Source organism: Alteromonas sp. LOR (assembly GCF_000753865.1).
GTDB lineage: Bacteria > Pseudomonadota > Gammaproteobacteria > Enterobacterales > Alteromonadaceae > Alteromonas.
Genome location: NZ_JQFW01000003.1, coordinates 1 through 23,805 on the forward strand (window position 1 = coordinate 1; position 23,805 = coordinate 23,805).

At 42.1% G+C, this 23,805-nt stretch carries 19 protein-coding genes; 6 read left to right on the plus strand and 13 right to left on the minus strand.

What is annotated here, in order from left to right:
- The first annotated feature begins 343 nt into the window (after positions 1-343).
- Both JV36_RS0101645 and JV36_RS0101650 read left to right on the plus strand, forming a co-directional pair.
- Complete coding sequence (locus JV36_RS0101645; RefSeq protein WP_032095890.1) at positions 344-1,492, plus strand: iron-containing alcohol dehydrogenase; 1,149 nt, start codon at positions 344-346, stop codon at positions 1,490-1,492.
- A gap of 180 nt (positions 1,493-1,672) precedes the next feature.
- Positions 1,673-1,996 carry a DUF3392 family protein gene (locus JV36_RS0101650; RefSeq protein ID WP_032095891.1) on the plus strand — a complete coding sequence of 108 codons (324 nt, stop codon included), beginning with the start codon at positions 1,673-1,675 and terminating at the stop codon, positions 1,994-1,996.
- Between the two features lie 18 nt (positions 1,997-2,014).
- On the opposite strand, the gene JV36_RS0101655 is transcribed toward JV36_RS0101650, so the two are convergent.
- Positions 2,015-5,821 carry a hybrid sensor histidine kinase/response regulator transcription factor gene (locus JV36_RS0101655; protein ID WP_235207731.1) on the minus strand — a complete coding sequence of 1,269 codons (3,807 nt, stop codon included), beginning with the start codon at positions 5,819-5,821 and terminating at the stop codon, positions 2,015-2,017.
- A gap of 134 nt (positions 5,822-5,955) precedes the next feature.
- Between JV36_RS0101655 and JV36_RS19745 the strand changes: the two genes are divergently transcribed.
- Complete coding sequence (locus tag JV36_RS19745; protein ID WP_200883125.1) at positions 5,956-6,117, plus strand: hypothetical protein; 162 nt, start codon at positions 5,956-5,958, stop codon at positions 6,115-6,117.
- Here JV36_RS19745 and JV36_RS0101660 read toward each other — a convergent pair.
- Positions 6,114-6,617: an HAD family hydrolase gene (locus tag JV36_RS0101660; RefSeq protein WP_032095892.1), complete on the minus strand. Its 504-nt coding sequence runs from the start codon at positions 6,615-6,617 to the stop codon at positions 6,114-6,116. The genes JV36_RS19745 and JV36_RS0101660 overlap by 4 nt on opposite strands.
- A 190-nt stretch (positions 6,618-6,807) precedes the next feature.
- Here JV36_RS0101660 and JV36_RS0101665 point away from each other — a divergent pair, with 190 nt between their 5' ends.
- The 3 genes from JV36_RS0101665 (at position 6,808) to JV36_RS0101675 (ending at position 10,321) form a co-directional block, all read left to right on the plus strand.
- Positions 6,808-7,692, plus strand: coding sequence for a DMT family transporter (locus JV36_RS0101665; protein ID WP_032095893.1), 885 nt, complete (start codon positions 6,808-6,810; stop codon positions 7,690-7,692).
- Between the two features lie 120 nt (positions 7,693-7,812).
- Positions 7,813-9,612, plus strand: coding sequence for a GGDEF domain-containing protein (locus JV36_RS0101670; protein ID WP_032095894.1), 1,800 nt, complete (start codon positions 7,813-7,815; stop codon positions 9,610-9,612).
- Between the two features lie 37 nt (positions 9,613-9,649).
- Positions 9,650-10,321, plus strand: coding sequence for a haloacid dehalogenase type II (locus tag JV36_RS0101675; protein ID WP_032095895.1), 672 nt, complete (start codon positions 9,650-9,652; stop codon positions 10,319-10,321).
- 81 nt (positions 10,322-10,402) lie between these two features.
- On the opposite strand, the gene JV36_RS0101680 is transcribed toward JV36_RS0101675, so the two are convergent.
- The 11 genes from JV36_RS0101680 to JV36_RS19830 all read right to left on the minus strand — a co-directional run.
- A complete protein-coding gene (locus JV36_RS0101680; RefSeq protein ID WP_032095896.1) occupies positions 10,403-10,663 on the minus strand; it encodes a hypothetical protein in 261 nt (86 codons plus the stop codon).
- A 615-nt stretch (positions 10,664-11,278) separates the two neighbouring features.
- Complete coding sequence (locus JV36_RS0101685) at positions 11,279-12,331, minus strand: protein-glutamate methylesterase/protein-glutamine glutaminase (RefSeq protein WP_032095897.1); 1,053 nt, start codon at positions 12,329-12,331, stop codon at positions 11,279-11,281.
- 11 nt (positions 12,332-12,342) lie between these two features.
- Complete coding sequence (cheD, locus tag JV36_RS0101690; protein WP_416360032.1) at positions 12,343-12,960, minus strand: chemoreceptor glutamine deamidase CheD; 618 nt, start codon at positions 12,958-12,960, stop codon at positions 12,343-12,345.
- Positions 12,961-12,962: 2 nt separating this feature from the next.
- Positions 12,963-13,787, minus strand: a complete 825-nt coding sequence (locus tag JV36_RS0101695; protein WP_032095907.1) for a CheR family methyltransferase — start codon at positions 13,785-13,787, stop codon at positions 12,963-12,965.
- An 8-nt stretch (positions 13,788-13,795) separates the two neighbouring features.
- On the minus strand, positions 13,796-16,726 hold the full coding sequence (locus tag JV36_RS0101700; protein ID WP_032095899.1) for a methyl-accepting chemotaxis protein: 2,931 nt from the start codon (positions 16,724-16,726) through the stop codon (positions 13,796-13,798).
- Between the two features lie 73 nt (positions 16,727-16,799).
- A complete protein-coding gene (locus tag JV36_RS0101705; protein WP_442853179.1) occupies positions 16,800-18,803 on the minus strand; it encodes a methyl-accepting chemotaxis protein in 2,004 nt (667 codons plus the stop codon).
- Between the two features lie 304 nt (positions 18,804-19,107).
- Positions 19,108-19,614, minus strand: coding sequence for a chemotaxis protein CheW (locus JV36_RS0101710; protein WP_032095901.1), 507 nt, complete (start codon positions 19,612-19,614; stop codon positions 19,108-19,110).
- Complete coding sequence (locus JV36_RS0101715) at positions 19,611-21,578, minus strand: chemotaxis protein CheA (protein WP_032095902.1); 1,968 nt, start codon at positions 21,576-21,578, stop codon at positions 19,611-19,613. The genes JV36_RS0101710 and JV36_RS0101715 overlap by 4 nt, the downstream gene beginning before the upstream one ends.
- Positions 21,579-21,618: 40 nt before the next feature.
- Entirely contained in the window at positions 21,619-21,984 is a 366-nt protein-coding gene (locus tag JV36_RS0101720) for a response regulator (RefSeq protein ID WP_032095903.1), read from the minus strand.
- Between the two features lie 107 nt (positions 21,985-22,091).
- Positions 22,092-23,318 (minus strand): methyl-accepting chemotaxis protein, encoded by a 1,227-nt coding sequence (locus JV36_RS20005; protein WP_032095904.1) that lies wholly within the window; start codon positions 23,316-23,318, stop codon positions 22,092-22,094.
- 249 nt (positions 23,319-23,567) lie between these two features.
- A partial coding sequence (locus JV36_RS19830) for a hypothetical protein (RefSeq protein ID WP_032095905.1) occupies positions 23,568-23,805 on the minus strand: 238 nt, incomplete at its 5' end.

The window sequence follows — 23,805 nt, forward strand, 5'->3', positions numbered from 1 at the left end:
CCTTAGAGGTTAGTAATGACTTGCTTCTCTTGCTAAGAGCTGGGTAAGTCGTTTTGCTTTTCCCCCGAAGCGGATGCGAATTTTAGGGATCTGAGCGCTCACGTCAACAAGTATTTTCAAAAAACTGTCATATTTCGTTTTTTTGAATAATCTTCGAACAAAACGGATTTTTATTGTGCAAATTTGGTAAAGCCTCACTACTTCATTGCCTCTTATGTATCACCAAATATCTAATTAGCAATATGTAAGAGTTGTCGAAAAGTATAAACGCAACTAATTTGTATATAGCGTTATCTACTATAGATTAGTGAATACTACCCATATAAAGAGTAACCAAGACAACATGAAGATTTCTGAATTCAAAACTGCTGGCAAACTCATTACCGGTGCTGGTGCCATTAATGCACTTGCAGACGAAATCAATCGACTATCTATAAGCTCATTTGCGGTAGTGACTGATAAAGGTGTCTCTCAAGCGGGGCTATTCGACTTGTTGCTTGCCAAGTTACCGTTTGAGCCAACCCTCGTTATTGATGATATTCCCGCCGAGCCCGAAGTCACCATTATAGAAAATAAAGTACGCCAACTTCGTGACACTAAGATAGATGGTGTTATTGCACTAGGAGGCGGAAGTGCAATAGATGCGGCAAAGGTTGTAGCAGCCACATACGACTATAAAGGAAGTATTTCTGATTTATTTGGTGAAAACCTGATAAAGGAAAGGTCACTACCACTCATTGTACTGCCAACAACTGCAGGTACTGGTTCGGAGGTTACCAATATTGCCATACTTGCCGACCCTATCGAAAAGGTAAAGAAAGGGATTGTAAGCCACTGCTTGTTACCTGATGTAGCAATAGTGGCACCAGAGCTGACGCTTTCATGCCCTAAATCTATTACTGCTGCTAGTGGAGTTGATGCTTTTGTTCATGCGTTGGAAGCATTTATTTCAGTAAACGCGAGCCCCATAACCGACGCACTTGCCGAAAAGGCGATGACACTGATATTTCATTCTTTACCTCATGCGTACAGAAATGGTGAAAATCTCGTGGCTAGGGAACAGATGGCTACTGGCAGTTTAATGGCTGGCCTTGCATTTGGAAATGCCGGCGTGGGTGCGGTTCACGCTTTAGCTTATCCGCTGGGCGGACGCTTTCACTTGTCACATGGCATGAGCAACGCGGTTATGTTACCTCATGTGCTGCGAGCGAATGCACCTTTTTGCGCCGACAAACTATTTGCCGTGTCACTGTTGCTTAAACTTTGCCCGCCGGATAGCAAGAAAGACATTGCGATTACTACTTTATTAAACGCAGTAGAGAAATTATGTAGTGATGTAGGCATACCACGCACCTTAAGAGAATTCGATATTCCAGAAAGTGTAATTCCTCAACTAGCAGAAGATGCTAGCAAAGTAACCCGATTACTACGCAACAACCCTAAACAATTAAGTGTTGATGATATTGAAAACATCTATCGCAAAGCCTATTGAAGATAACTAATAAAGTGTGACTCGTAAGCCCATTCAAAATGATACTGTCTTTAGGGAAGGTAAAGCTTTTCGAACTACTACTCTATAAGTAGAATTATAGTTTCAGCTAGATAGTGAATGCTAATGGCATTTCCATGCTATTAGCTTCACGATTAGATAAATATTGAGCAGTAGATTTACATGAACGAATTATTCAGCGCGCTATCACGGGCACTTAGCCCATACTATACAGAAATGAGCATTATGCTGATGGCGACTATTTTGGTGGTATACGGTGATATTATAAATGGTCACGTAAAACGTATTTTAGCCCCCTACCACTTTACTATCAGAATAAGTCTGTTTGTTGTGCTGTGTGCATTTGGCTACGGAGCACTCACTTTATACGGCGCCCCCTTTTTAAAACACGTCATAGCCTACTTACCTTGGCAATACCAAGGCGCAGGCTTTGTAGCATCGTTTATGTTAATTGGCTTTTTAGCGGAGAGGCGGAGATACATTTGATCTTTCTCTCACTCCGTATTATTGAATAGGCGTATTGCCTCGTTGCTCTACGAATTTTTTAGGCGGTATGCCCATTATTCTTTTAAACGAAGTTGAGAAGTACGCCGATGTTGCAAACCCCACATCTAAACAGGCATTTAATATGCTGCTTCCTTCTAGCAAAATAGGTATCGACTTTTCAATGCGATAGCGAGAAAGGAATTCGCTAAAGTTGTAATCAAATAGCTCTGCCATACGACGATTTAAACTTCGCGGACTTATAAGCAGTGCCTGTGCAGCCTGATCCCGACTAAAGCCTTCGTCTTGATAATGATTTTCAAGCACTGCAATAAAGTTAAGATAAAACGCCATGTCCTTTTCAGTCTTAAACTCTGGAATATTCAAGCAGCCATATTTGAACAGTTCGGTATCGATGCTTTTCTCAAGCTGCACATGTGTATCCCGCATGGCCAATAGATGCTCGACACGCATTTCAATTTCCTGATTCGAACTTGGCTTCATTAAGTAATAATCTACTTTCATTTCTAATGCTATTTGTTCGACGGTAGGATCTGAACTCGCGGTAAACATAAGAATAGGCGTTGACCCTAGAGAGTCATGCTCTCTTATTTCCTTAGTAAGAGATAAGCCATCAAACTTACCCATTAGCTGATCACAAATTACCAACGACACTATATGGGTTCGCAATACTTCAAAAGCTTGCTTACCATTCTTCGCGACTAAACAACGGTACTTTGGTGACAAAAGGTCAAATAAGTAGGTTCGAAATTCTCTGCTATCATCCACGATCAGCAGGGTTTTTCTGTCTCCTTGCCATTGCGCTGTGTCTTGCATGTCTGATTGAGCGTTAATGTATTCGGTATCATCAATGGGGAATACTGCACAAATTTTGGTGCCTCCACCTTGTTTACTGTCTAGCTGGATTTCGCCTTGATTTAATTCCACTAAATTTTTAACGATGGATAAACCTAAACCCTCGCCTTTTTCATCATTGCTAAATCGGGTAAAACGTTCAAATACATGTTCGTGCTGTTCTTGCGCAATACCTGCACCATTGTCTGTCACCGTTATCTTGAATATTTTAGCTTCAATTGCGAACACTACCTTTACGGTTCCTAGCTCAGGAGTGTATTTGACTGCATTTCCAACCAAATTAACCACAATTTTTTCGAGGCTATCGGTGATTAAGGAAACTGTGCCGCCCCCTTTTATTCGCATATCTAAATTTTGTCGTTTTGCTTTTGCTAAAGGCTCTAGCGCATTGACTATATGAGCCATATTTTCTGTGGTATAGGTAGTAAAATAATCGGAGACCGCAGATGCTCTAGGGGTATCCTTTTGCATTTGATTAACTAGCTGTTCCACCCGCTTCATGTTCAGTTGAATGCTTTTTAAAACGCTATCGCTTTCTTTGGTGGTTTCTTTGACGCTAGACAGCGTACCCTGAATGATTTGAATAGGCGTTTTTAGCTCATGCGTTATTTCGCTGATATGTCGCTCTTTACTTTTCAGCATCTTTTCAAATTTTGATTCGCCATCGGTTATTTCATAACGGGTGAGCTGGCGGTAGAGAGGGGATGAACGCCAGTACTGAATTAAAGGACCCAAATAGCCCATTCGCCATGTAGTGAGTAATAATATAAATATAACAAAATAGGCAAGTATTGCCTGCGATAACAGCCAGATAGGTGGCGCTATATCAAATCGTAGAGTAGTAATCGCGGCAGACGCAGTAGGACTCTTACTCCTAACTTGGACGAAATGCTCTCCAAAGCCTAGATCGCTCAGTGATATCACCATGTCTGCTTTTGTATGCTCTACCCAATCTCCCTCCTTTTTATCGAACCTATATTCAAGTTTATGTAATCCATTATATAAAAAACTATCGGATACGAAACCGATAGAAGCATTACTAAAACTATTTGGAAATTTAAGAGACTTGTTATCAGGGAAGTATTTTACATGCGTTCCTTTACCATCATTCCATTCGACATGAGTAGTTATCACATTAGCGTGTAAATTATCATTCTGAGGAAGTTCTCTCAGAAAACTCATTTCATCAATAATATACGAATACTTGTCACCCAATACCAGCAATCTCCCCCCCAAATCAATGACGCCTCTATACTCGAAATCAATGTCGAATATGCCTTCCGTTTCGGTCAGCTTTACCGCTTTATTTCCGTATGCAGATTGAACGAATAATCCCATGTTAGTTGCAACCCAAAGGTTGCCGTTAGAAGACACGACACCACCGCGAATAAACCTCAGATCATGCTGATGAAAGTCCTCAAAATTAGAGATTTCTCCACTCTTTTTATTGATAAGCTTAAGACCTGCGCCCGAAGTACAGACTACAAAGAAATCTACTTTTTCCAGCAAACACTGGATACCCTGCCACCTCGCTTCTTCTGCCTTTACGTTTCTCCAACTAAATTTTGATAGCTGAAAGTGAAGATTATCGAATGCATCAAAACCAGCCAACTCTCCGCTTGAGAGCTGCGAACTAGTAATGAGGAATCTAGGCGCTTCAAACTGATCAACAACATCATCCGAGCTTATTGCATAATAGTAAGCATTAGTTCCGTTATCATAGTAAATATAATGTTCAGTCGCTGAAACCGGAACTACATGACGATATGAGCTTGAACAGAATTTTGTTGATGAAACATTTGAAATTTGCGAGAAAAGTCGCTCTTCGTAACTTAAACAGCCATTAACGAATTGGTTTGATTCAATAATTTTTGTTATTACGCCAGTTTGTTTTTCAAGGTCAAATACGCCACTTTTTGTTTGAACTAAAACTTGCTTTGAACCTAAGAAAACATCACCGATATTATCTCGTAACGGAATACTATTAAAGGAGACCAGGTTGATAGCTTTTTGAGAGTTAGATAAGGCTAAGAGCCCGAGCTGCGATGACGCTATTAACAACGAGTTGTCTGGTCCATCGACAATTTTAACAATTGTTTTTATCGATTCGGAGCCAACAATAGGATTCAAAAATTGGGGGCGAACTAACTCCCCAGCTTTTAACTGCCAGAGTGTTCCATCTGATACCCATAATTCACCGCCATTACTTTTATTTACAAACTCGACATCGTTAAAAGTATCGCTTTTTTGTTGAATAAAACGTGGGATGCTCATCTCAGGCTCAATTACATAAAAGCCACCATCTCCGCCCAAATAAATACTTCCATCAATTTCCCTTACGAAAGTTGCGTAATTAATAGCAGGAAAATCTTCTGACAACATGGCGTTTTCTATTTGATTGGATAGTGGAGATAGAGTTAGAAAACTGTCTCTTGTTGCAACAAGAAACTTATTATCAGATGACGCACCAATTGAATATGCGTCTTTTATCGAAAAGCTCGTTAATTGACTATTTACAGTGGAAGGCGTGTTTGTTTCTTTGTCTATAACGATAACGTTATTGATAATTGAAAAAGCGATATTTCTATCTGTCGTAGCCATCGACCATACTGATTCTGACCAACCATACTCTGAAAAAACTTTTTCAACGTCTCTCGTGTGTAAATTTAACTTAAACACACCAACACCGTATTCAGTTATCCAAAGATACTCACCATCAAGATGAATGTCTGAAATTATTCCGGTTTCAGAACCCGTATCATTAAATAGCAACTGTTCCGTCAACGCACCTACGATTTGGAACACCCCGTTTTCAGCCGCTACGTAAACTATACTTTCATCAACTTCAACGTCCCGGATAACACCGGCTGGGACTCCGGCAAAAACAGTTCGCCCCACAAGGCCATCGGCATACACCCCATCCGTAAAAAAGGAAGACAAAAGGAAAAACATCAAAATTGGGACAGTCCCTATCCGATACCCAATTGTGAGTGATAATGTCCTTATACACATTTCCGTAATCTCTTTTTAACTATCTAATTAATATCGCTCTATCGAGTCTATTAAATTTTACAAAGGAAAAGATTATGAATAACGAACATTTTTTAAACAAACAAGAGCTTGATGCTAAAGACTATACTAAAGTATATGGAGGAGAGAGCTTTCTTGTAATGGAGTTCGACCACTACAATATCTTACCTGTAGGCCCCTTGAAACCCAAGAAGCCTGACATAAGGGTCGTAGTCTAAACCATCAACCACTGCATACCTGCATTCTCAGCAGCCTGCTGGTCATAAATAAAGTCGCCCACATATAGGCAGTCTGCAGGTTGTAGCTGCCATTCTTTCGCAACCATGAGTAGTGCAGTTGGATCAGGCTTTGCCGGGGCATCTTCTCGCGTGAGCACATAATCTATGGGGATGTTGTTGTTCGCTAGCTTAATTGCTGTGGCCTCTCTGCAGTTTCTAGTTACTATGGCCATGGGCAAGTTGTGCTCTTGCGCCTTTTCTACCATCTTTTGACCTATACTCAGCCACTTCGCATTCCGAGCGTCGTCCAGTTCATGCTGCAAAATAGTATTGTGGGCATCCGCCTTTTTTCGTTCGCAGTCTATCGCATCAACAAACGTGAGTATGTCTTCATCTAAAGGGCACCCAATGGTTTTCCGCATTATTGTAAAATCTAAACTCGACTCTACTAATGTACCGTCTAGGTCGAATATAACGCCTTTAACACCATCTAAATTCATGTGCGCTCTCAAATAATAGGTTTAAAAAATCTAGGTATGAATATGCCACTAACAACATACGTATTCCGTTACGTTTAGATTAAAAACCTTTGTGTTTACATGGATATCAAAGAACAGGCTTACCTAAACTCTCTCTTTGCATTAGCATAACCGCTCTTTTTCGTTATACCTCACCACAGAAGGGTTATTCATGGGTGTATTTGCAGCATTAGGAACTGCGCTTTGCTGGGCTATTGCGGCACGTTTGTTCAGCGGTATAGGAAACGCGTTTTCGCCACTTACCATGAACTTTTGGAAGGGCTTAATCTCCATTGCGTTGCTTAGCGTTGTATTGATTGCGGTGCAGCCTGCTTTATTTTCAACTAACGCCGTTGTCTGGCTGTTGGTGAGTGGCTTTATTGGCATTGGCATTGGCGATACGTGTTTTTTCAAAGCGCTGCAAAGCATTGGCGACAGCCAAGCTGTACTTGTTGCTGAAACTCTTGCGCCATTATTCACTGCCCTATTCGCCATGGCCTTTATCGGCGAGTGGATTACATGGCAGCAGTGGATAGGCGTGGCTGTAGTGCTTTTTTCTGTCGATATGGTTATTAAAGCTCGTAAGCGTAGCGCTACTCATGTATTCGCCACCAGCGGCTATTTATATGGTGTTGGAGCCGCGCTATGTCAGGCTGTTGGCGCAGTGGTTAGTCGCGATATTTTAGGAAGCGGCGACGTTGATGCCGCAAGTGCAGCCTTTTTGCGGCTTGTGGGCGGTATGGTGTTTGTTGTGCCCTTTATTGCCGTAACAAAAACTCGGTGGCTACCCGTTATTACTGAAGGCAAACGCGTATGGCCCGCCTTTGTTGTAGCAACATTACTGGGTACAACAGCAGCAATTTATCTACAGATGTTTGCGTTTGCCTACGCGAAAGCAGCTGTAGTACAAACTCTAATCGCTACCAGCGCATTAATGTCTCTTGGTGTTGCCTTTGTATTAGGAGAGAAAGCCACTAAAGCGACTTTATTGTGGTCGGTCATCGCTTTGGTGGGCGTTGGTATATTAGTAAGCTTTGGCGATAACACCATTCATTAACTTACATTTCCCATAAGTCTTCTTTTTTGTGCTCGTAAAAAGTAGACTTATGGGCACGTTGGGTGGTAGTTGTGGCGATAACTAGCTATGATTGCAAAAAAAAATTAGAAAAGAAACAATATGCGCTCGACATATTTTGCATCTATTTTATCGATAACACTCTTTACAGTAACCGCGTTATTTTTTAGTCGCTCTTCATTGGCAGCTAACGGCGATATTGAAGCCTTTATAGCCAAGGTGCGAACTGTATCTTACGACTGCCCTGACGCTAGCTTGCTTTCTGAGTTAGACACCACTTTGGCAAAAGAATCTCTTACAGGCAATCAGCGCTTCGCACTTTCCACTGCACGAACTCATTTCTTAATTTGCAGCGGTAAACATGAAGAAGCGCTAAAAAAACTTCTTGAAAGTATTGAACAACCTAATATTGATACAACCTCTTATGCGTTTGCTTCAGCCATTTATCAAATAGGGTTTATTTACGATACGAAAGAAAACCCTGCTCGCTGCCAGTTTTATGAACGGGCCAAAACCCTCTCATCTCCTGTTGAGCACAGCGACATATTTACTAGTGCCTCGCTAGCTATTATTACCTATTGCTCAGAAGCAGATTCTATTGCCGAGCGATTAGGCAAAATGTTCAACGTGTTAGATAGATATTCAGATAAGGGCAGCCCAGGTGAACTCGCACATATTCGCAATAGCATAGGCCTTGTTTATGGAAGCTTAGGGCAGCATGCACTCGCTGCCGAGCAATATATTAAAGCGCACGAACTTGGTTTACAGGTGTATAAAGGTAGTAACAAGGTGTCGATTTTGATCAGCGCTATTGTTTCACTCGCCTCAAGCGGTCAAACAGACGAGGCTTATAAGCGTATATTAGAGCTTGGGCAGCTGAACCAAGAAATTAGCAATTCTTACACTAACTTTTTGTATCAATATTCGCTGCAACTCTATTACCGAAAACAAAGAGACTTCAACAAATTAGGGTACTACCTACCTCAGTTTAAAGAGGCAATATCTGCGATATCGAATTCATTCTATCAATCGCTATATGAATGGCATGTAGCGGAGATATGCTTATTTAAAAACGACATTCCTTGTGTTGAGAATTACCTCAATAGCATGAAAAAGAATGAGACCATTATTCCTCCTAAGTTTCGAGAGAACCTAGACTACCTTAGCTTTAACTTAGCGCTGTATATTGCTTTGAACGATTTAGAAGGAGCTAAGTCTGCCCACGAAGCTTATACAAAGTCGGTTAATAAAAAGCAAAAGGCTAACCAAAGCTCTGCTAAAATTCTCGGTGCGGCAAATTTATACAATAAAATACACGATTTAGAGTTTGAGATAGAAAGAACTGAGCGTTTACGTAAAAACACGCTTTTCGCCGCAATAGCCATTGTTTTATTACTAATAGCAGGCTTAGGCTTTTATCTTCGTAAACGGCACCTCGCCGCTAAGGCAATCGACCCTGCAACGCAATTACTCAATGCACAAACGTCTATCAGCCGTATCAACAAGCTTGATACCCCAGAAGATGGACGAGCTATCGCTATTGCGATTTTTGATTTGAGCAACTTTCGCGAGCTAAATCAAAAGATTGGCTCCACAAAAAGTGACTACGTACTAAGAGAGATAGCCAAAACACTTCAACACGTGGTGAGAGGCAGCGATATTCTTGGCCGTTTTGGCCCAGAGCAATTTATATTGTGCCTACATAATATTGATGAAATAAGCGCGCGAACGTTTTTAGAGCGAGTGCAAACTGCTCTGGATAATACCTTTGAAGAAGAGCTATCTACCGGTGATATTAAGGTGCAATCGAACATGAGTATATTCATTACATCGGAGAAACTGTCTAATTTAGATGACATTCTTGATGAGATGCTTATGTCATTCAATATCAGTAATCGTTAGTCTTGTGCAATGACATTTGTATAAGGGAACGATAACAATGATCAAAGCGCTAATTTTTGATGTTAATGAGACACTTCTTGATATTAATGCAATGAAAACTGGACTTGCTGAAGTATTAAATGGCGATGAAACCCTGGTTGATCTGTGGTTCGCCAATTTACTTCATCACAGTTTGGTTGATGTTGCTTCTTCTCAGTTTCATGATTTTATAGACATTGGGGCAGCAGCACTGGTGATGGTTGCATACAGCAAGGGTATTCAATTGACCCAAGAACACGCCAAGCAAACGATTAAACAGCACATTACTTCTCTGCCACCACACGACGATGTTGCGGCTACGCTAAAAGCCTTAAAGGAAAAAGGCGTCACGCTAATAGCATTATCAAACTCTTCTAGTGCAGGGTTAGATGCACAGCTGTCTTATGCCAATATTAAATCGTATTTTGATATTGTGCTGAGCGTAGAATCTATCCGCACATACAAACCTTATCCAAGTGTTTACCACTGGGCCTGCCAACAGGCTGAGGTAGCACCTGACGATACATTAATGGTTGCGGCACATGGCTGGGATGTGAGTGGCGCTAAAGCGGCAGGCCTTAATACTGCGTTTGTCGAACGCCCGGGTAAAATGATGTACCCACTAGGGCTGGCTCCTGACTACTCTATTGAATCGCTAGACCAGTTAATCCCTTCTGTTTTTAACGCTTGATTATCTACTTAATTAAGTAGCGCAAAAAAAAGACATTGCTTACGGCAAGGTCTTTTTTTAATTCGGTATGAAGTGAGCGTATTAAAGCTTTGCTAATTCCGGACGTTTCGCTTGGAAACCTTCTGTACTGCAAGAACTACGCTTGGTATTTAAGGCGTTTAATTGACGCTTGAGCCAAGATTTTTGAATACCCGATGACGCGGTGTTCATCTCGCTACTCACTCGAATAATTTCTTTGCCAACATTTACACATTCTTTTTTAGTAGGCTCGAACCCACCGTTTGCTAATGCAGAGGAAGAGAATACGATGGCCGATAGTGCGATAAGTGTTTGCTGTTTCATAAGAGTCCCCGATTACTCGTATAATTTTTTATAAGTTATGTACCAGTTACACTGGGTTTGATTTGCCCTAAATCTGATAAAAACTATAGCAGGTCATTTATTCTTGTTAGGTGTTGAAAAATATACGCAGTAATAAATCTGCTTATTTTTAACACACCCTTATACCGACCATTTCATTTGAATAAGACTACCGACTCTTATCAACACGCCATCAGTTATGGTATAGATTTAAGCATTTTGCAAGTTTTGACAATTAACCCATCCCTAGTAGTGGCCATAAAACAGCAGGTTATGGCAACAACATTAATCATCACGCGTAGTTAAACATCTTATCAGCTAAGTCTCAACGACCTCTTTAGTCTAAAAGTGTTTTTTACTGTGGTTATAGAGTAAGGGCGTATTGATCTTTGCTGTACATTTTTGCAGCGGTCTGTGAGCTATTTAGACAAGGCGAATGGTTGAAGGTCTAGCGGGCTAAATCGAAATCATTCAACGTAGGATAAATAGCTCACAGGCGCTGCCCGAAGGGGGCTAAACTAGTACAACAAAGATCGATACGCCCTAGTTAACTTAGGTATATAAAAAGCGTGGTATCTCGCTCACTGACCTATGTGCCTACAACCTGCTCCCTGCGTCCATCTTATCGACCGCTTGTAAAATTTCTTTGCCCATATTAGACAACGAAACAATATTTTTGGCTGCGCCTTTTTCTATCGCCACTTTAGGCATGCCATAAACAATACAACTTGCCTCATCTTGGCAAAATGTTTCACTACCACCGTTATACAGTTCAAGTAATCCCGTTGCCCCATCACTGCCCATCCCTGTAAGCAATATACCAATAGCATTGCTACCAGCACTTTTACATAACGAATAAAAAAGAGTATCGACAGAAGGCTTGTGACCCGAAACTCGAGGACCGTCTGTAAGCCTTATCCGATAATCAGCACCGCTTCGCTCAACTTCCATATGTTTATCGCCTGGCGCAATATAGGCTTGTCCTGGCAAAAGCCTTTCGCCCCCTCGAGCCTCTCTTACGGTTATATGACATATTGAATTTAATCGCTTTGCGTAAGTCGTTGTAAATCCCGCAGGCATATGTTGAGTGATAATTGTCGCAGGTGCATTGGCTGGAAAAGTTGACAGTATTTCTTTTATTGCCTCAGTGCCTCCAGTTGAAGCGCCAATAGCAATGAGTTTTTCTGTGCCTTGGTAGCTGATTGGCTTTATCGTCGATACTTCGCCTGCACTCTTCGCTGGCTTTTTGACTCTCGCCCGTGCAGCGGTTCTAATTTTTTCGACAATCATTTCATGATAGGCAGCCATGCCCTCAGCAACTCCAATTTTGGGCTTCGCCACAAAATCGACTGCGCCCAACTCTAGGGAGCGGAACGTTGCATCTGCTCCCTTTTCAGTGAGGGTAGATATCATTACCACCGGCGTGGGCCGAGCACTCATGAGTACCTCAAGAAATCGTAAACCGTCAACTTTAGGCATCTCAATATCAAGGGTAATAACGTCTGGTTGAGTTTCTTGCACTAACTTTTTTGCGACAAAAGCATCTGGCGCAGCACCAACTAATTGCATATCAGGCTCACTTTTTATTATTTCGCCCAATATCTGCCTTATCAATGCCGAATCATCTACAACTAACACTTTAATTGTCATCACTTACGTTCCTAGAATATATCAACACTGCCAACTAACTTGCGCTCTGAGAGTTTCCAGCGATGCTGACTCTCCCGCTCAATAATAGTGGCGTTATTTAATTCATTAATTCGCTTCATGAACACGCTTCCCGTTGCAGGAAAGAAATAAATCTTGCGGGCATACTCTTCGCATAAATCACTTGCCACTATAGGAATGCGTTCTGTATTTAAAAAGCTGACAACAAACTCTGCATTGAATCGGCCTACATCATGCTGAATGAATGATGGAACAACCCGTCCACCGCCGAATACCTTTGCTTCTAGCCTGCGCTTATCAGCACCTGCTTTGACAAGTTCGTTTACCAACACTTCCATGGCATAAACACCATACTTTGTTGCCGTGCACTCCGTTTGCTCTAGCTCATTCGCCGTTTTGTTTATTGTGGGTAACATAAAATGATTCATTCCACCTACTCCCGTCATGGGATCGTAGATGCACGCAGCAACACAAGAGCCTAAAACTGTAACTAACAGCTTTTCTTGTTTAGTCACTGCATACTGTCCCGGAAGAAGCTTAATAGCCTGAACGCCGAAGCGTTTATCATAATAAGCAATAGGAGAATCGAAATCGCTAGTGTGCACTGGCACTCCTATTTGACCGGACGATATATGGTTTTACCTACCGGCCTTACAAGATTAGTGTGCATATTGAAATTTTCGGAATGCCCCGCCATATAGAGCCCTTGCGGCTTTAACATTCCAACCATTTTAGTCAGTACTTTAAGCTGCGTCGGTTTATCAAAATATATCATTACATTTCGACAGAAAATAACGTCTAATGGTGAGCTTATACTCCACTTAGGTTCAGTTAAATTGAGCTTTTTAAACTGCACCATTTGCCGTAATTCTTCCACCACGCGCACTTTACCTTCAAAGCTGCCTTTGCCTTTATGAAAAAATTGCTTTTGCCTAGACTCAGATACCTTTGCAATTGTCGCAAGTGGATACACTCCCTCTTTAGCCTTGGCTAAAACCTTGCTGTCGATATCTGACGCAATTATTTTAATAGGCGTTTTAAAGCTCCCGAAGACCTCTGCAACAACCATCGCAATTGAATAAGGCTCTTCGCCTGTGGAGCTTGCAGCACACCAAATTGTGGTAACCTGCGGGTTATCTCTTAGGTAATCAGCCAGCGCAGTAAAATGGTGAGGCTCTCTAAAAAACGATGTTAGGTTGGTCGTCAGCGCATTTATAAATTGCTCTAGCTCATTCTCAGACCTATCAACAACCGCTAAATATTCACTAAAGCTTGTTAAACCCTTCGCTCTTATTCGCCTCGCTAAGCGACTATAAACCATTGCCTCTTTTGCATCGGTTAGTTTAATACCCGCTTTTTTAAATAGCATTTGTTGCACTTTAAGGAAGTCCCCCTTTTCAAAGGCGAACTCCCGTGTCGATGCTATTTTAGGTGGCATGGCTCCCATCAAAAAGACTCCCACTCAGCATCTTTTGGCAATGCAGGAGACAATACCTTCCTATTGTTTACCGTATTCGTACGATGGTTTAGCGTATTAGAGACGGCTCTTGGTGTTAAACCTAAACGCGTTCGATGACCTGCCAAACCATTAGATTGATGCCCTTTACTTGTACCCTTTTCTGTTTCAAATACAGCTACACGATCGCTCAATTCTGCGGATTGAAGCTTTAAGCTATCTGATGCAGCTGCTGCCTCTTCCACTAACGCTGCATTTTGTTGTGTCATTTCGTCCATTTGAACCACTGCTCGACTGACTTCCTCAATCCCTGCAGCTTGTTCAGATGACGCAGCGGCGATTTCTGACATGATATCGTTTACGCGCTTAATAGCGGTGACGACTTCGCCCATTGTGTCGCCTGATTTAACTACTAGCTGGTTTCCGCTGGCAATTTTACTTACCGAATCGGAAATGAGTTCCTTGATATCCTTAGCGGCTTCAGCAGACCGTTGAGCAAGGCTTCTAACCTCGGAGGCAACAACAGCAAACCCACGGCCTTGTTCTCCAGCCCTTGCGGCCTCTACCGCTGCATTCAATGCTAATATATTTGTTTGAAATGCAATGCCGTCAATCACACCAATGATATCTGAAATTTCCTGAGCTGAATCATTGATAAGCGTCATTGTATTAACTACTTTGCCAATGACATCTCCGCCCTCAGTCGCAATTTGGCTTGCTTGTGCCGCTAGTGCATTAGCTTGCTCAGCATTTTCTGCGTTTAGCTTAACCGTGCTAGTCAACTCTTCCATACTGGATGCGGTTTCTTCCAAACTTGAAGCCTGTTGCTCTGTGCGTGACGAGAGGTCTGAGTTACCTAAGGCAATTTCACTTGAAGCGGTATTAATTGTCTCAACAGCAGAATTGATGTTTAGTATGGTGCCTCGCATTTCTTCGATAAACTGGTTTATTGAACCTCCAAGCACTTTAAACTCGCCCTCAAGCGCATGCTCGATACTTACCGTCAAATCGCCTTCCGTCAATCGTTCCATTACGTGCTTAATTTCATCTATCGCCTGAGTTCTGCCAGTAATATCTGTCGCAAACTTGACTACCCTGAAAGGCTTTCCATTGTGATCAAGGATTGGGTTGTAGGTTGCTTGAATATAGATCTCCTTTCCGTTTTTACCTATTCGCTTGTACTCTCCACTTGAAAATGTGCCTTCTCTCAGCGACTCCCAGAATGCTGCATACTCATGGGTTGAACGATAGCTAGCATCAACAAACATACTGTGATGTTTACCTTTTATTTCATCCAGGGTGTAACCAACGGTTTGAAGGAAGTTTTTGTTAGCAGTTTGAATAATTCCATCCATATTGAATTCTATTACTGCCTGAGACTTTCCAATAGCCTCCAACTGCCCCTCGAAATAAGCGTTTTGTACTTTTTGTTCCGTAATGTTACTCGCGTACTTAACAACCTTAATCGGCTTACCATTAACGTCTAAAATCGGATTATATGTTGCTTGAATCCATATGTCTGAACCATCCTTGGCAACGCGATGAAACTCGCCGGAATAGAACTGCCCCTGAGCTAGCTTTTCCCAAAAGGTGCGATAGTCTTCAGAATCACGCTCAGTCTCGGTAACAAAGATAGAATGATGCTTGCCTACGATATCCTCGAGGGTATAACCAACGGTTGCGAGGAAATTATCGTTTGCAGTAATAATATTGCCGTGCGTATCGAACTCGATGACGGCCTGAGATTTGCCTATAGCGTTAATTTGTCCCAAATTAAACGCATTTTGCATTTTTTGCTCTGTCACATCTGACGCGTATTTTACTACTTTAACTGGGTGACCAAATTCATCGAATATTGGGTTGTAAGACGCTTGGATCCAAAGCTCGCTGCCGTCTTTTCTTATTCGCTTAAACTCGCCAGCCTTATAATCCCCTTTTTTTAAGTCTCGCCAAAATGCAGCATATTCTGGGCTCATTCTATAGTTAGGCTCAACAAAGATACTGTGGTGCTGGCCTTTTATTTCACCCAGGTCATACCCTGTGGTTGAACAGAAGTTTTCATTGGCAAAAAGGATATTACCTTGAAGATCAAATTCAATAACTGCTAGTGACTTACCTATTGCATTGATTTGCCCTTCGTAATTCGCATTTTTGCGTTTTTGCTCTGTTATGACGGTTGCAAACTTAACTACTCGAACAATGTTACCCAGCTTGTCATAAATAGGATTGTAAGATGCTTGGATCCAGATTTTTTCACCACTTTTCGCAACTCGACAATATTCACCGGTATTTTTTTCGCCACTTCGAAGCTGTGCCCAAAAGTGCTTATATTCCTCAGACACACCATACTCGGTAGTAACGAATAGTCGATGGTGCCGGCCTATTAGCTCGTCTTTTGTATATCCAGTCGCTTGCAAGAAGTTATCGTTAACATCTTCCACTATCCCATCGGGAGTAAAAGCAATTATGGCTTGGCTTCTGTCCAGTCCATTTAATAGCCCAGTTTTATACTGAAGCTCTTGATCGTTGACCCACTCAACCATATAACCGAGCATCTCTCCTTCTGCGCTGTTAATAACAGAGACATTCAATGTAAATATCAGCTCTCCAATAGGCAGCAGAAAGGTGTCTTTTGTTTGGCAATGTTCAAAGCGAGAGCTCAACTCTTTATGGTTAGCAAAAAATGAACACAAAGCCATTCCGTTTAATGAGTGGAAGTTAATTGAGGGCAAATGCTCTCTAAACTTAGCAGCGTATTCTTCTGCCAATTTAAAAAATGCCTTGTTCGCAAACGTTATCGCCCCACTCCCGTCTACCAACATCAAACACGCGCTACTTTCACTTAACGCTTGCTCTTGGAATCTAGTTAAACTTTGTGCAGCGATGAGTTCGTCATTTTGAAAAAGATTAAAAACACCCATAATTTAGCCTTATTAATTTATTTCGATAAACACAATAAAAAAGCGACTCCCCGAAGGACAGCCGCTTTATGTTTTAGAACGATTCCCACTCATCGCTGCTAGGTACTTTAGGTTGTAGCGCTCTGTGATTAGTCAGCGAGGCAACCGATGCCGTTCTGTGGGATTGGTGAGAGAGCCTTGCTGTAGGCACAGGCTGTTGCTGTGTCTTATGGGATTCACCTATTTTGAACGTGGCTACACGCTCTGATAATCCACTCGCCTGCTGTTGCAAGCTTTCAGCTGCCGCAGCGGCCTCCTCCACTAACGCAGCGTTTTGCTGAGTCATTTCATCCATTTGTACTACTGCTTTACTCACCTCTTCAATACCAGAGGCTTGTTCTGAGCTTGCAGCAGCAATTTCAGACATAATATCGTTTACGCGTTTAATCGAGGTGACAACTTCTTCCATGGTGTCGCCAGACTGATTGACTAACTTATTGCCACCATCAATTTTGCTTACCGAGCCTGAAATAAGCTCCTTAATTTCTTTAGCTGCTTCTGCTGAACGTTGCGCTAAGCTTCTTACTTCTGAGGCAACAACTGCGAAACCTCTTCCTTGCTCTCCCGCTCTTGCGGCTTCAACCGCCGCATTTAGCGCAAGTATGTTGGTTTGAAACGCTATACCGTCGATAACACCTATGATGTCTGAAATTTCTTGAGCAGATGCATTGATAGATGACATGGTATCAACTACCTGTCGGATAAGGTCGCCGCCTTTGGTCGCAATATCACAACTTTGCGACGCAAGCGCATTTGCCTGCTCAGCATTTTCAGCATTAAGCTTCACGGTACCTGTGAGCTCCTCCATGCTCGATGCGGTTTCTTCTAAACTTGACGCTTGCTGTTCGGTGCGACTAGACAAATCAGAGTTGCCGGTAGCAATTTCAGAAGATGCTGTTGTTATTGTTTCTACCGCCTCGTAAATAGAGCCGATGGTGCCTGACATTTGATTAACGAATTGATTAATCGCGTCACCTAAAACTTGGAATTCACCTTCAAATTCGTCTTCGATAACCGCGGTAAGGTCGCCATTAGACAGCCTGCTCATCACATCATTGATTGTACCTATAATACGGCGCATATCACCGATAAAACGGTTAATCGAATTGCCTAAGTCTTGGAACTCATCCTCAAATTCATGTTCAATTTTGCAATCTAAATTACCCTGAGCCAGTTCGTTCATCGCATGTCTGATATCACTAATGGCTTGCTTGCGGCCTGTAATATCTAAAGCAAATTTCACCACTTTGTATGGGCGACCATTTTGATCAATTATTGGGTTATAAGATGCTTGGATCCACACTGAATTGCCGTCTTTCCCCACTCGCTCAAACTCGTCGTTAAACATGGAGCCCTGTCGCAACTGTTCCCAAAACTGTGCGTATTCAGTAGAACGTTTGTAATCATCTTTCACAAACATACTGTGGTGCTTACCTTGCACCTCTTCTAACCTATAACCTACCGTGTTTAAGAAGTTTTCGTTGGCCGTTAATATGTAACCGTCTAAGTCAAACTCAATAACAGCCTGAGCTTTGTTGATGGCATTGATTTGCCCTTCATAATAAGAGTTCTTTAGTTTGGTCGCTGTGATATCGGTAGCAAATTTCACAACGCGTATTACATTGCCATCGCCGTCAAGGACTGGGTTATATGAAGCCTGGATCCATATCTCTTTACCCTGCTTATCAAGCCGACAGAATTCGCCGCTGTGAAGCTTGCCACTTTTGAGCGTTCGCCAAAATTCGCTATATTCCGAAGACTTCACGTAACTGGCATCACAAAACATTTTATGGTGATTGCCTACTATCTCGTCTAACGAGTAGCCTAGTGCATTTAAGAAATTGTCATTGGCAGCCACGATGATGCCTTCAGGCGTAAATTCAATGACCGCCTGCGCCTTATCCAGTGCATTTAGCATCGTGTCTTTAATAAGCTTTTTTGATAGATCGACCCACTCGATCATCGTACCAATTTGATTATTGCTCTCATCAAAAAACGGCGTAAACGTAAGTTCAAACGTCAGGGGCCCAATCTTCATCTCGGAAGATGTCTTTGAAGTGAGATCGTTAAATTTTTTGCACAGCAAAGGGGAATGTTTAAAGAAAAGTTCTACATCCATCCCTTCAATATTACTGACCGATATGGACGGAAATGCAGTGGTAAAAACGTGCTCATTCTGATTTATAAGCTGCTTCATCGAACCATTCGCATAAACGATATTGCCTTCTGCATTCGTCATAATGATGCTACTTGAGGTAGCGTCTAAAGCCAGTTTGTTGCAAAGAGCCTGTGTAAATTCAGTCGACCTAGTAAAGTCTTCTATCCACGTCATGATTCCCATTTTATTCTTCCTCTACCGATGCTGTTTTTGTCTCAACTAGACCCAATTCATTACTGGTGATAAGGCTTTCTATATTGACTAAAATCACCATATTTTCATCGATGTCAGCCAACCCGTGTAAGTATTTACTATCAAAAGAAACACCAAATTCCGGCGGAGGAAGTATGTCCCCTTCAGAGAGTCTTATTACATCTGAGACGCCGTCTACTACTATTCCCACAATGCGGTCATGTACGTTCAACATAATGACGATAGTGAATTGATTATAAGTCGCTTCACCCACGTTAAATTTCAAACGTAAATCTACTATTGGAACAATATCGCCTCGCAAATTAATCACGCCCTTGATAAAAGAGGGTGCATTAGCAATTTTTGTTACCTGCTCATAACCGCGTATTTCTTTAACCGTTGTAATGTCCAGTGCATAGTGTTCTTCGCCTAATATGAAACTCAAAAACTCGCTTTCTTTAGACGCACTTACTGCCTGTTGAAGTACTGCTTCACTCATACTGAAACCTCGCTATTTTTTACAGTGGCGCAATTAACTGCCACTGAATCGGCATCGATGATCATGGCAACTTTGCCGTCGCCCATAATGGTTGCGCCGGCAATACCTGCGACTTTTTTGTAATGCTGTTCTAGGCTTTTAATCACCACCTGTTGCTGTCCGACAAGAGAGTCAACCAGAACGCCGTAGCGCTTTTTACTGCTCTCAAGTAGCACAACAATGCCTTGAGTAGGCTCAGTAACGCCATCATCGACTTCCATTAATTGGGTTAGGGAAACTAAGGGCCAATAACGATCTCGAATCCACAGCACTTGCTCATTTCCAAGTGTCTTCAGTTGCGATGATGTAGGTTGAAATGACTCAATAACATTTAGAAGTGGTATAACAAATATTTGCTGACCTACTGACACACACATGCCATCGACTATGGCTAGCGTTAGCGGCAAATGGATGTAAAAAGCAGAGCCCTCGCCCTTTGATGATTCTATTTCTATCCGACCACCGATGGACTCAATGTTTCGGCGTACCACGTCCATACCCACACCGCGGCCTGACACATCAGTTACTTCTTCGGCTGTAGAGAAGCCGGCCTGGAAGATAAGTTGCCATATCTCGCTGTCGGGCATATCGGGAGATACAGGTAATCCATTCTGCGAAGCTTTTTGTAATATACGTTCTTTGTCTAAACCGGCCCCGTCGTCGATGATACCTATGATGATGCTACTGCCTTTTTGCTCTGCACTAAGGATCACAGTACCTTTCTCGGATTTTCCGCTAGCAATACGTTTTTCAGGAGTTTCAATTCCGTGATCGATACTGTTTCGAACTAAATGAGTGAGTGGGTCGACCAGCTTTTCAATTAAGCTTTTATCAATTTCGGTGTTGCCACCTTGGATAACTAAATCAACCTGCTTACCAAGCTTGGTTGATAAATCTCGTACCACTCTTGGGAAACGATTAAACGTCATGTTTATTGGTAACATCCGCATAGACATCACCGACTCTTGAATTTCTCGAGTATTACGCTGAAGCTCATCTATCGCTAGCTGCAGTCGCTCGCCTATCTGACCTTCTACTTCTTGCCCCACATTTGAAAGCATTGACTGAGTAATAACTAACTCACCGACTAAGTTAACCATAGCGTCAATTTTGGTAGTATCTACACGTATCGATGCCGCCTCTTTTGCAGCAGCTTTAGGTTTTGGCTTCACAGGTTTAACAATAGGTTGCGAAGGGGTTTTCGCCTCCTCGATTTTTATAGGGGGGGCAACGGGGAGATTCTCTGGCTCAAAAAAACCAAACCCTTCATCAACGACTTCGTTTTTTTCAACCTGCTCTGGTTCATTAATTTCTCTATCCGAAACCTCCAGCTGCCCTTCGGCTTCACTAGGTTCATCATCAAAAAAACCAAAGCCAGCTATTTCAGCATCTATATCTAAATCATCCTCAGACACTTTATTAATAACGCCGTAATCGTCGTCATCATCAAAGAAGCCAAATCCATCAATCTCGTCAGTATTAGTGTCACTGGTGCATTCGAGAACGTCACTATGGTCTGATACACTGCTTTGTGATGCTTGTGCCAATGTGTCTTCTAGCACTTTGATGCTTGCATCTATCTGCGCTTGCGGGAGATCAGTCTTTTCTTTATAGGCCGATAAGGTGTCTTTCAAAACGTCCAGCGTTTGTAAAAATACATCTACTATGCCGGTGGTAACGTGGATTTCCTGATTTCTCGCCTTATCTAATAGATTCTCCATCACATGAGTGAGATTCATTAAGGCGTCGAAATTAAAAATACCACTGCCACCTTTAATAGAGTGGGCCGCTCTGAATATACTGTTAAGCTGCTCTTGGTCAGGACAGTCTACGTCAAGCGTCATTAACAACTGCTCCATGTCTTGAAGATGTTCATCACTTTCTTCAAAAAATACGTCATGAAACTGGGTTACATCTATTGTCATGAGAGATTGCTCCTAACGACGTTGAAAAGAAAAATATCGCTTAACCAAGAACTCGTTTCATCACATCAAGTAGCTTGTTTGGATCAAACGGTTTGACCATCCATCCTGTGGCACCCGCAGCTTTTCCTTTTGCTTTCATTTCATCGCCCGCCTCAGTAGTGAGCATGACAATGGGAGTAGACCTAAAATTAGTTAACCCTCGCAGCGACTTCACTAAAGACAAACCATCCATACGGGGCATATTTTGATCGGTTAGCACAAAATCAAAGCTTGCCCCTCTACACTTCTCCAAAGCGTCTTGTCCATCTTGCGCAGTGGTGACTTGATAATTTGCTGACTTAAGCGTCATTTCAACCATTTGACGAATAGAAACAGAATCATCGACAACCAATATATTTTTACTCATTGTGTATTCACCTTTGCACTGTTTTTCATTGAATAGGCATGCTGAGAATGCCGTTACTGCTTGTAAAAAATCTTATCGCGATATAACAACTAACCGGGGGTCCACTTTTAAAACAGCTCGATATCGCCTGCATCTATGGATGTGGCTGATACGGGGTTGTGGTCAGCCTGCCCCCTCTGCGCCAAAGAGTCTTTATAGTTTATTAATCTATTTCGAACTTCTTCGACGTTGTCAGCAGACAGCAAATCAAGCTGTTCAGTAACAAAACTGATAATTTCTTGCGTATAAATTAAATTCTGGCTGTTGATATCACCGAACTGCATACCCCGAATGGCGCTGTTTGTTGCATCGGCCAACTTCTGCCTGATTGTTTCTAGTCCATCGGCATTTTGAATGTCGGACTCTGCTTTTCGAATGATCCCGCTAAGCTCTAAACTTATGCCGTCTTTTGCTTTAACAACGTGGGAAATATCTTGCGATGCTACGAACTCAGCTGTCTCAGTAAGCTGGTCAATCAATGATTTGATGTTCTCGATTTGCTTTTTGATCACGTCGCTAAACTGGGTTGAGCGAGTTGATAGCGCTCTTACCTCGTCTGCTACCACCGCAAACCCTCGTCCGGCTTCTCCCGCACGAGCGGCTTCAATCGCAGCATTTAGCGCAAGAAGATTTGTTTGTGCTGCAATGCCATCAATACCCCCTAGGGCGTCGATTACAGTAGGCATTGCTTGTTGAATAGTTTGAACCTGGCTTTCAAGTGACTTCGTAGACTGAGTCATGGCTTCTGTGGATTCTATGAAGCTAGTCAACGTATTATCTGTATCACTGGCAAAAGAACGCATTTTCTCTGCATATGGAAGGTCGCTGCTTTGATCATCTTTTAACAATTTGTGAATACTGGATTCTTGTTGCGAGAGCAGTGATTGTAGGCTCAGAAACGCATCACTTAAGGTAGTAACCGCGTCGTTTTGTGTAGTGAGAATGTCAGTGATGTTTGAAGACGTCACCGATAAGGTGTCTTTCACATCATAAAGCGTGTCTTGTAATTGATGGCTACTCTTCCCATGGCGCTTCTCTTCAAATTCAGCGGCCGTTGACTCATCGCTGGTATTCGCTACCTGACTTCCTGCGCTCCTATTTTTAGGTGCTGCATCAGATTGCTGAAGCACCATTAAAAGGTAAATCACACAGCATGAACTGAACACTAAGCCAAGATGATTTATCTGTGAGAATTCAAGACCCCAACTTGCGAGCATCAACAAGAACGATGTTACAAAGGCGGTACTCTTTTTTGACATCATTGAATCAAAAAAACTATAAGCGATAGCAGCCACATCAATACCTCACTACTCACCATTTCAGGCGGTTTGTTTAAATAACGATCGAAGTATGGATATAAAATACAACTTCTACCATTATACTTTTGTTCACATTTGTGTAACTTAGTTGTTTTATGTCAATTATGACAATAACGACATTTTTAGATGAATTGATTAAAGACTGACTTAAAAACATTTTCGAAAGATACAAGAGCTTGGATAGCAAGAACGTGGTCGATAGTGGGAAGGTAATATTAGGAAAGACTAAGGAATTAAAATTTTACTCGTAATTAGCAGTAGTAACGTTGAATGCATCGCATCGGACATTTCAGCGCTTTCATCTAAATTGATATAGCAGCTTAATTTAACGAAAAGCCCTCGCATTTCTGCAAGGGCCTTGATGATGGTGCCTCGACCCGGGGTCGCAACGCGCGGAGCATCCGCAGGGATACGCCAGCGTGTTCCTGAGCTTTTACAATCACCAGAATCAAAAAAGCCCTCG

Coding starts and splice junctions, on each gene's coding strand:
- JV36_RS0101660 (WP_032095892.1), bottom strand. CDS start 6,617: ATGAATTTAGATGGTGTTAAAGGCGTTATATTCGACCTAGACGGTACA.
- JV36_RS0101680 (WP_032095896.1), bottom strand. CDS start 10,663: ATGAAACAGCAAACACTTATCGCACTATCGGCCATCGTATTCTCTTCC.
- JV36_RS19745 (WP_200883125.1), top strand. CDS start 5,956: ATGAATAACGAACATTTTTTAAACAAACAAGAGCTTGATGCTAAAGAC.
- JV36_RS0101675 (WP_032095895.1), top strand. CDS start 9,650: ATGATCAAAGCGCTAATTTTTGATGTTAATGAGACACTTCTTGATATT.
- JV36_RS0101700 (WP_032095899.1), bottom strand. CDS start 16,726: ATGGGTGTTTTTAATCTTTTTCAAAATGACGAACTCATCGCTGCACAA.
- JV36_RS0101655 (WP_235207731.1), bottom strand. CDS start 5,821: ATGTTTTTCCTTTTGTCTTCCTTTTTTACGGATGGGGTGTATGCCGAT.
- JV36_RS0101720 (WP_032095903.1), bottom strand. CDS start 21,984: ATGAGTAAAAATATATTGGTTGTCGATGATTCTGTTTCTATTCGTCAA.
- JV36_RS0101715 (WP_032095902.1), bottom strand. CDS start 21,578: ATGACAATAGATGTAACCCAGTTTCATGACGTATTTTTTGAAGAAAGT.
- JV36_RS0101665 (WP_032095893.1), top strand. CDS start 6,808: ATGGGTGTATTTGCAGCATTAGGAACTGCGCTTTGCTGGGCTATTGCG.
- JV36_RS0101645 (WP_032095890.1), top strand. CDS start 344: ATGAAGATTTCTGAATTCAAAACTGCTGGCAAACTCATTACCGGTGCT.
- JV36_RS0101650 (WP_032095891.1), top strand. CDS start 1,673: ATGAACGAATTATTCAGCGCGCTATCACGGGCACTTAGCCCATACTAT.
- JV36_RS0101695 (WP_032095907.1), bottom strand. CDS start 13,787: ATGCCACCTAAAATAGCATCGACACGGGAGTTCGCCTTTGAAAAGGGG.
- JV36_RS0101710 (WP_032095901.1), bottom strand. CDS start 19,614: ATGAGTGAAGCAGTACTTCAACAGGCAGTAAGTGCGTCTAAAGAAAGC.
- JV36_RS0101685 (WP_032095897.1), bottom strand. CDS start 12,331: ATGACAATTAAAGTGTTAGTTGTAGATGATTCGGCATTGATAAGGCAG.
- JV36_RS0101705 (WP_442853179.1), bottom strand. CDS start 18,803: ATGAAGATTGGGCCCCTGACGTTTGAACTTACGTTTACGCCGTTTTTT.
- JV36_RS0101670 (WP_032095894.1), top strand. CDS start 7,813: ATGCGCTCGACATATTTTGCATCTATTTTATCGATAACACTCTTTACA.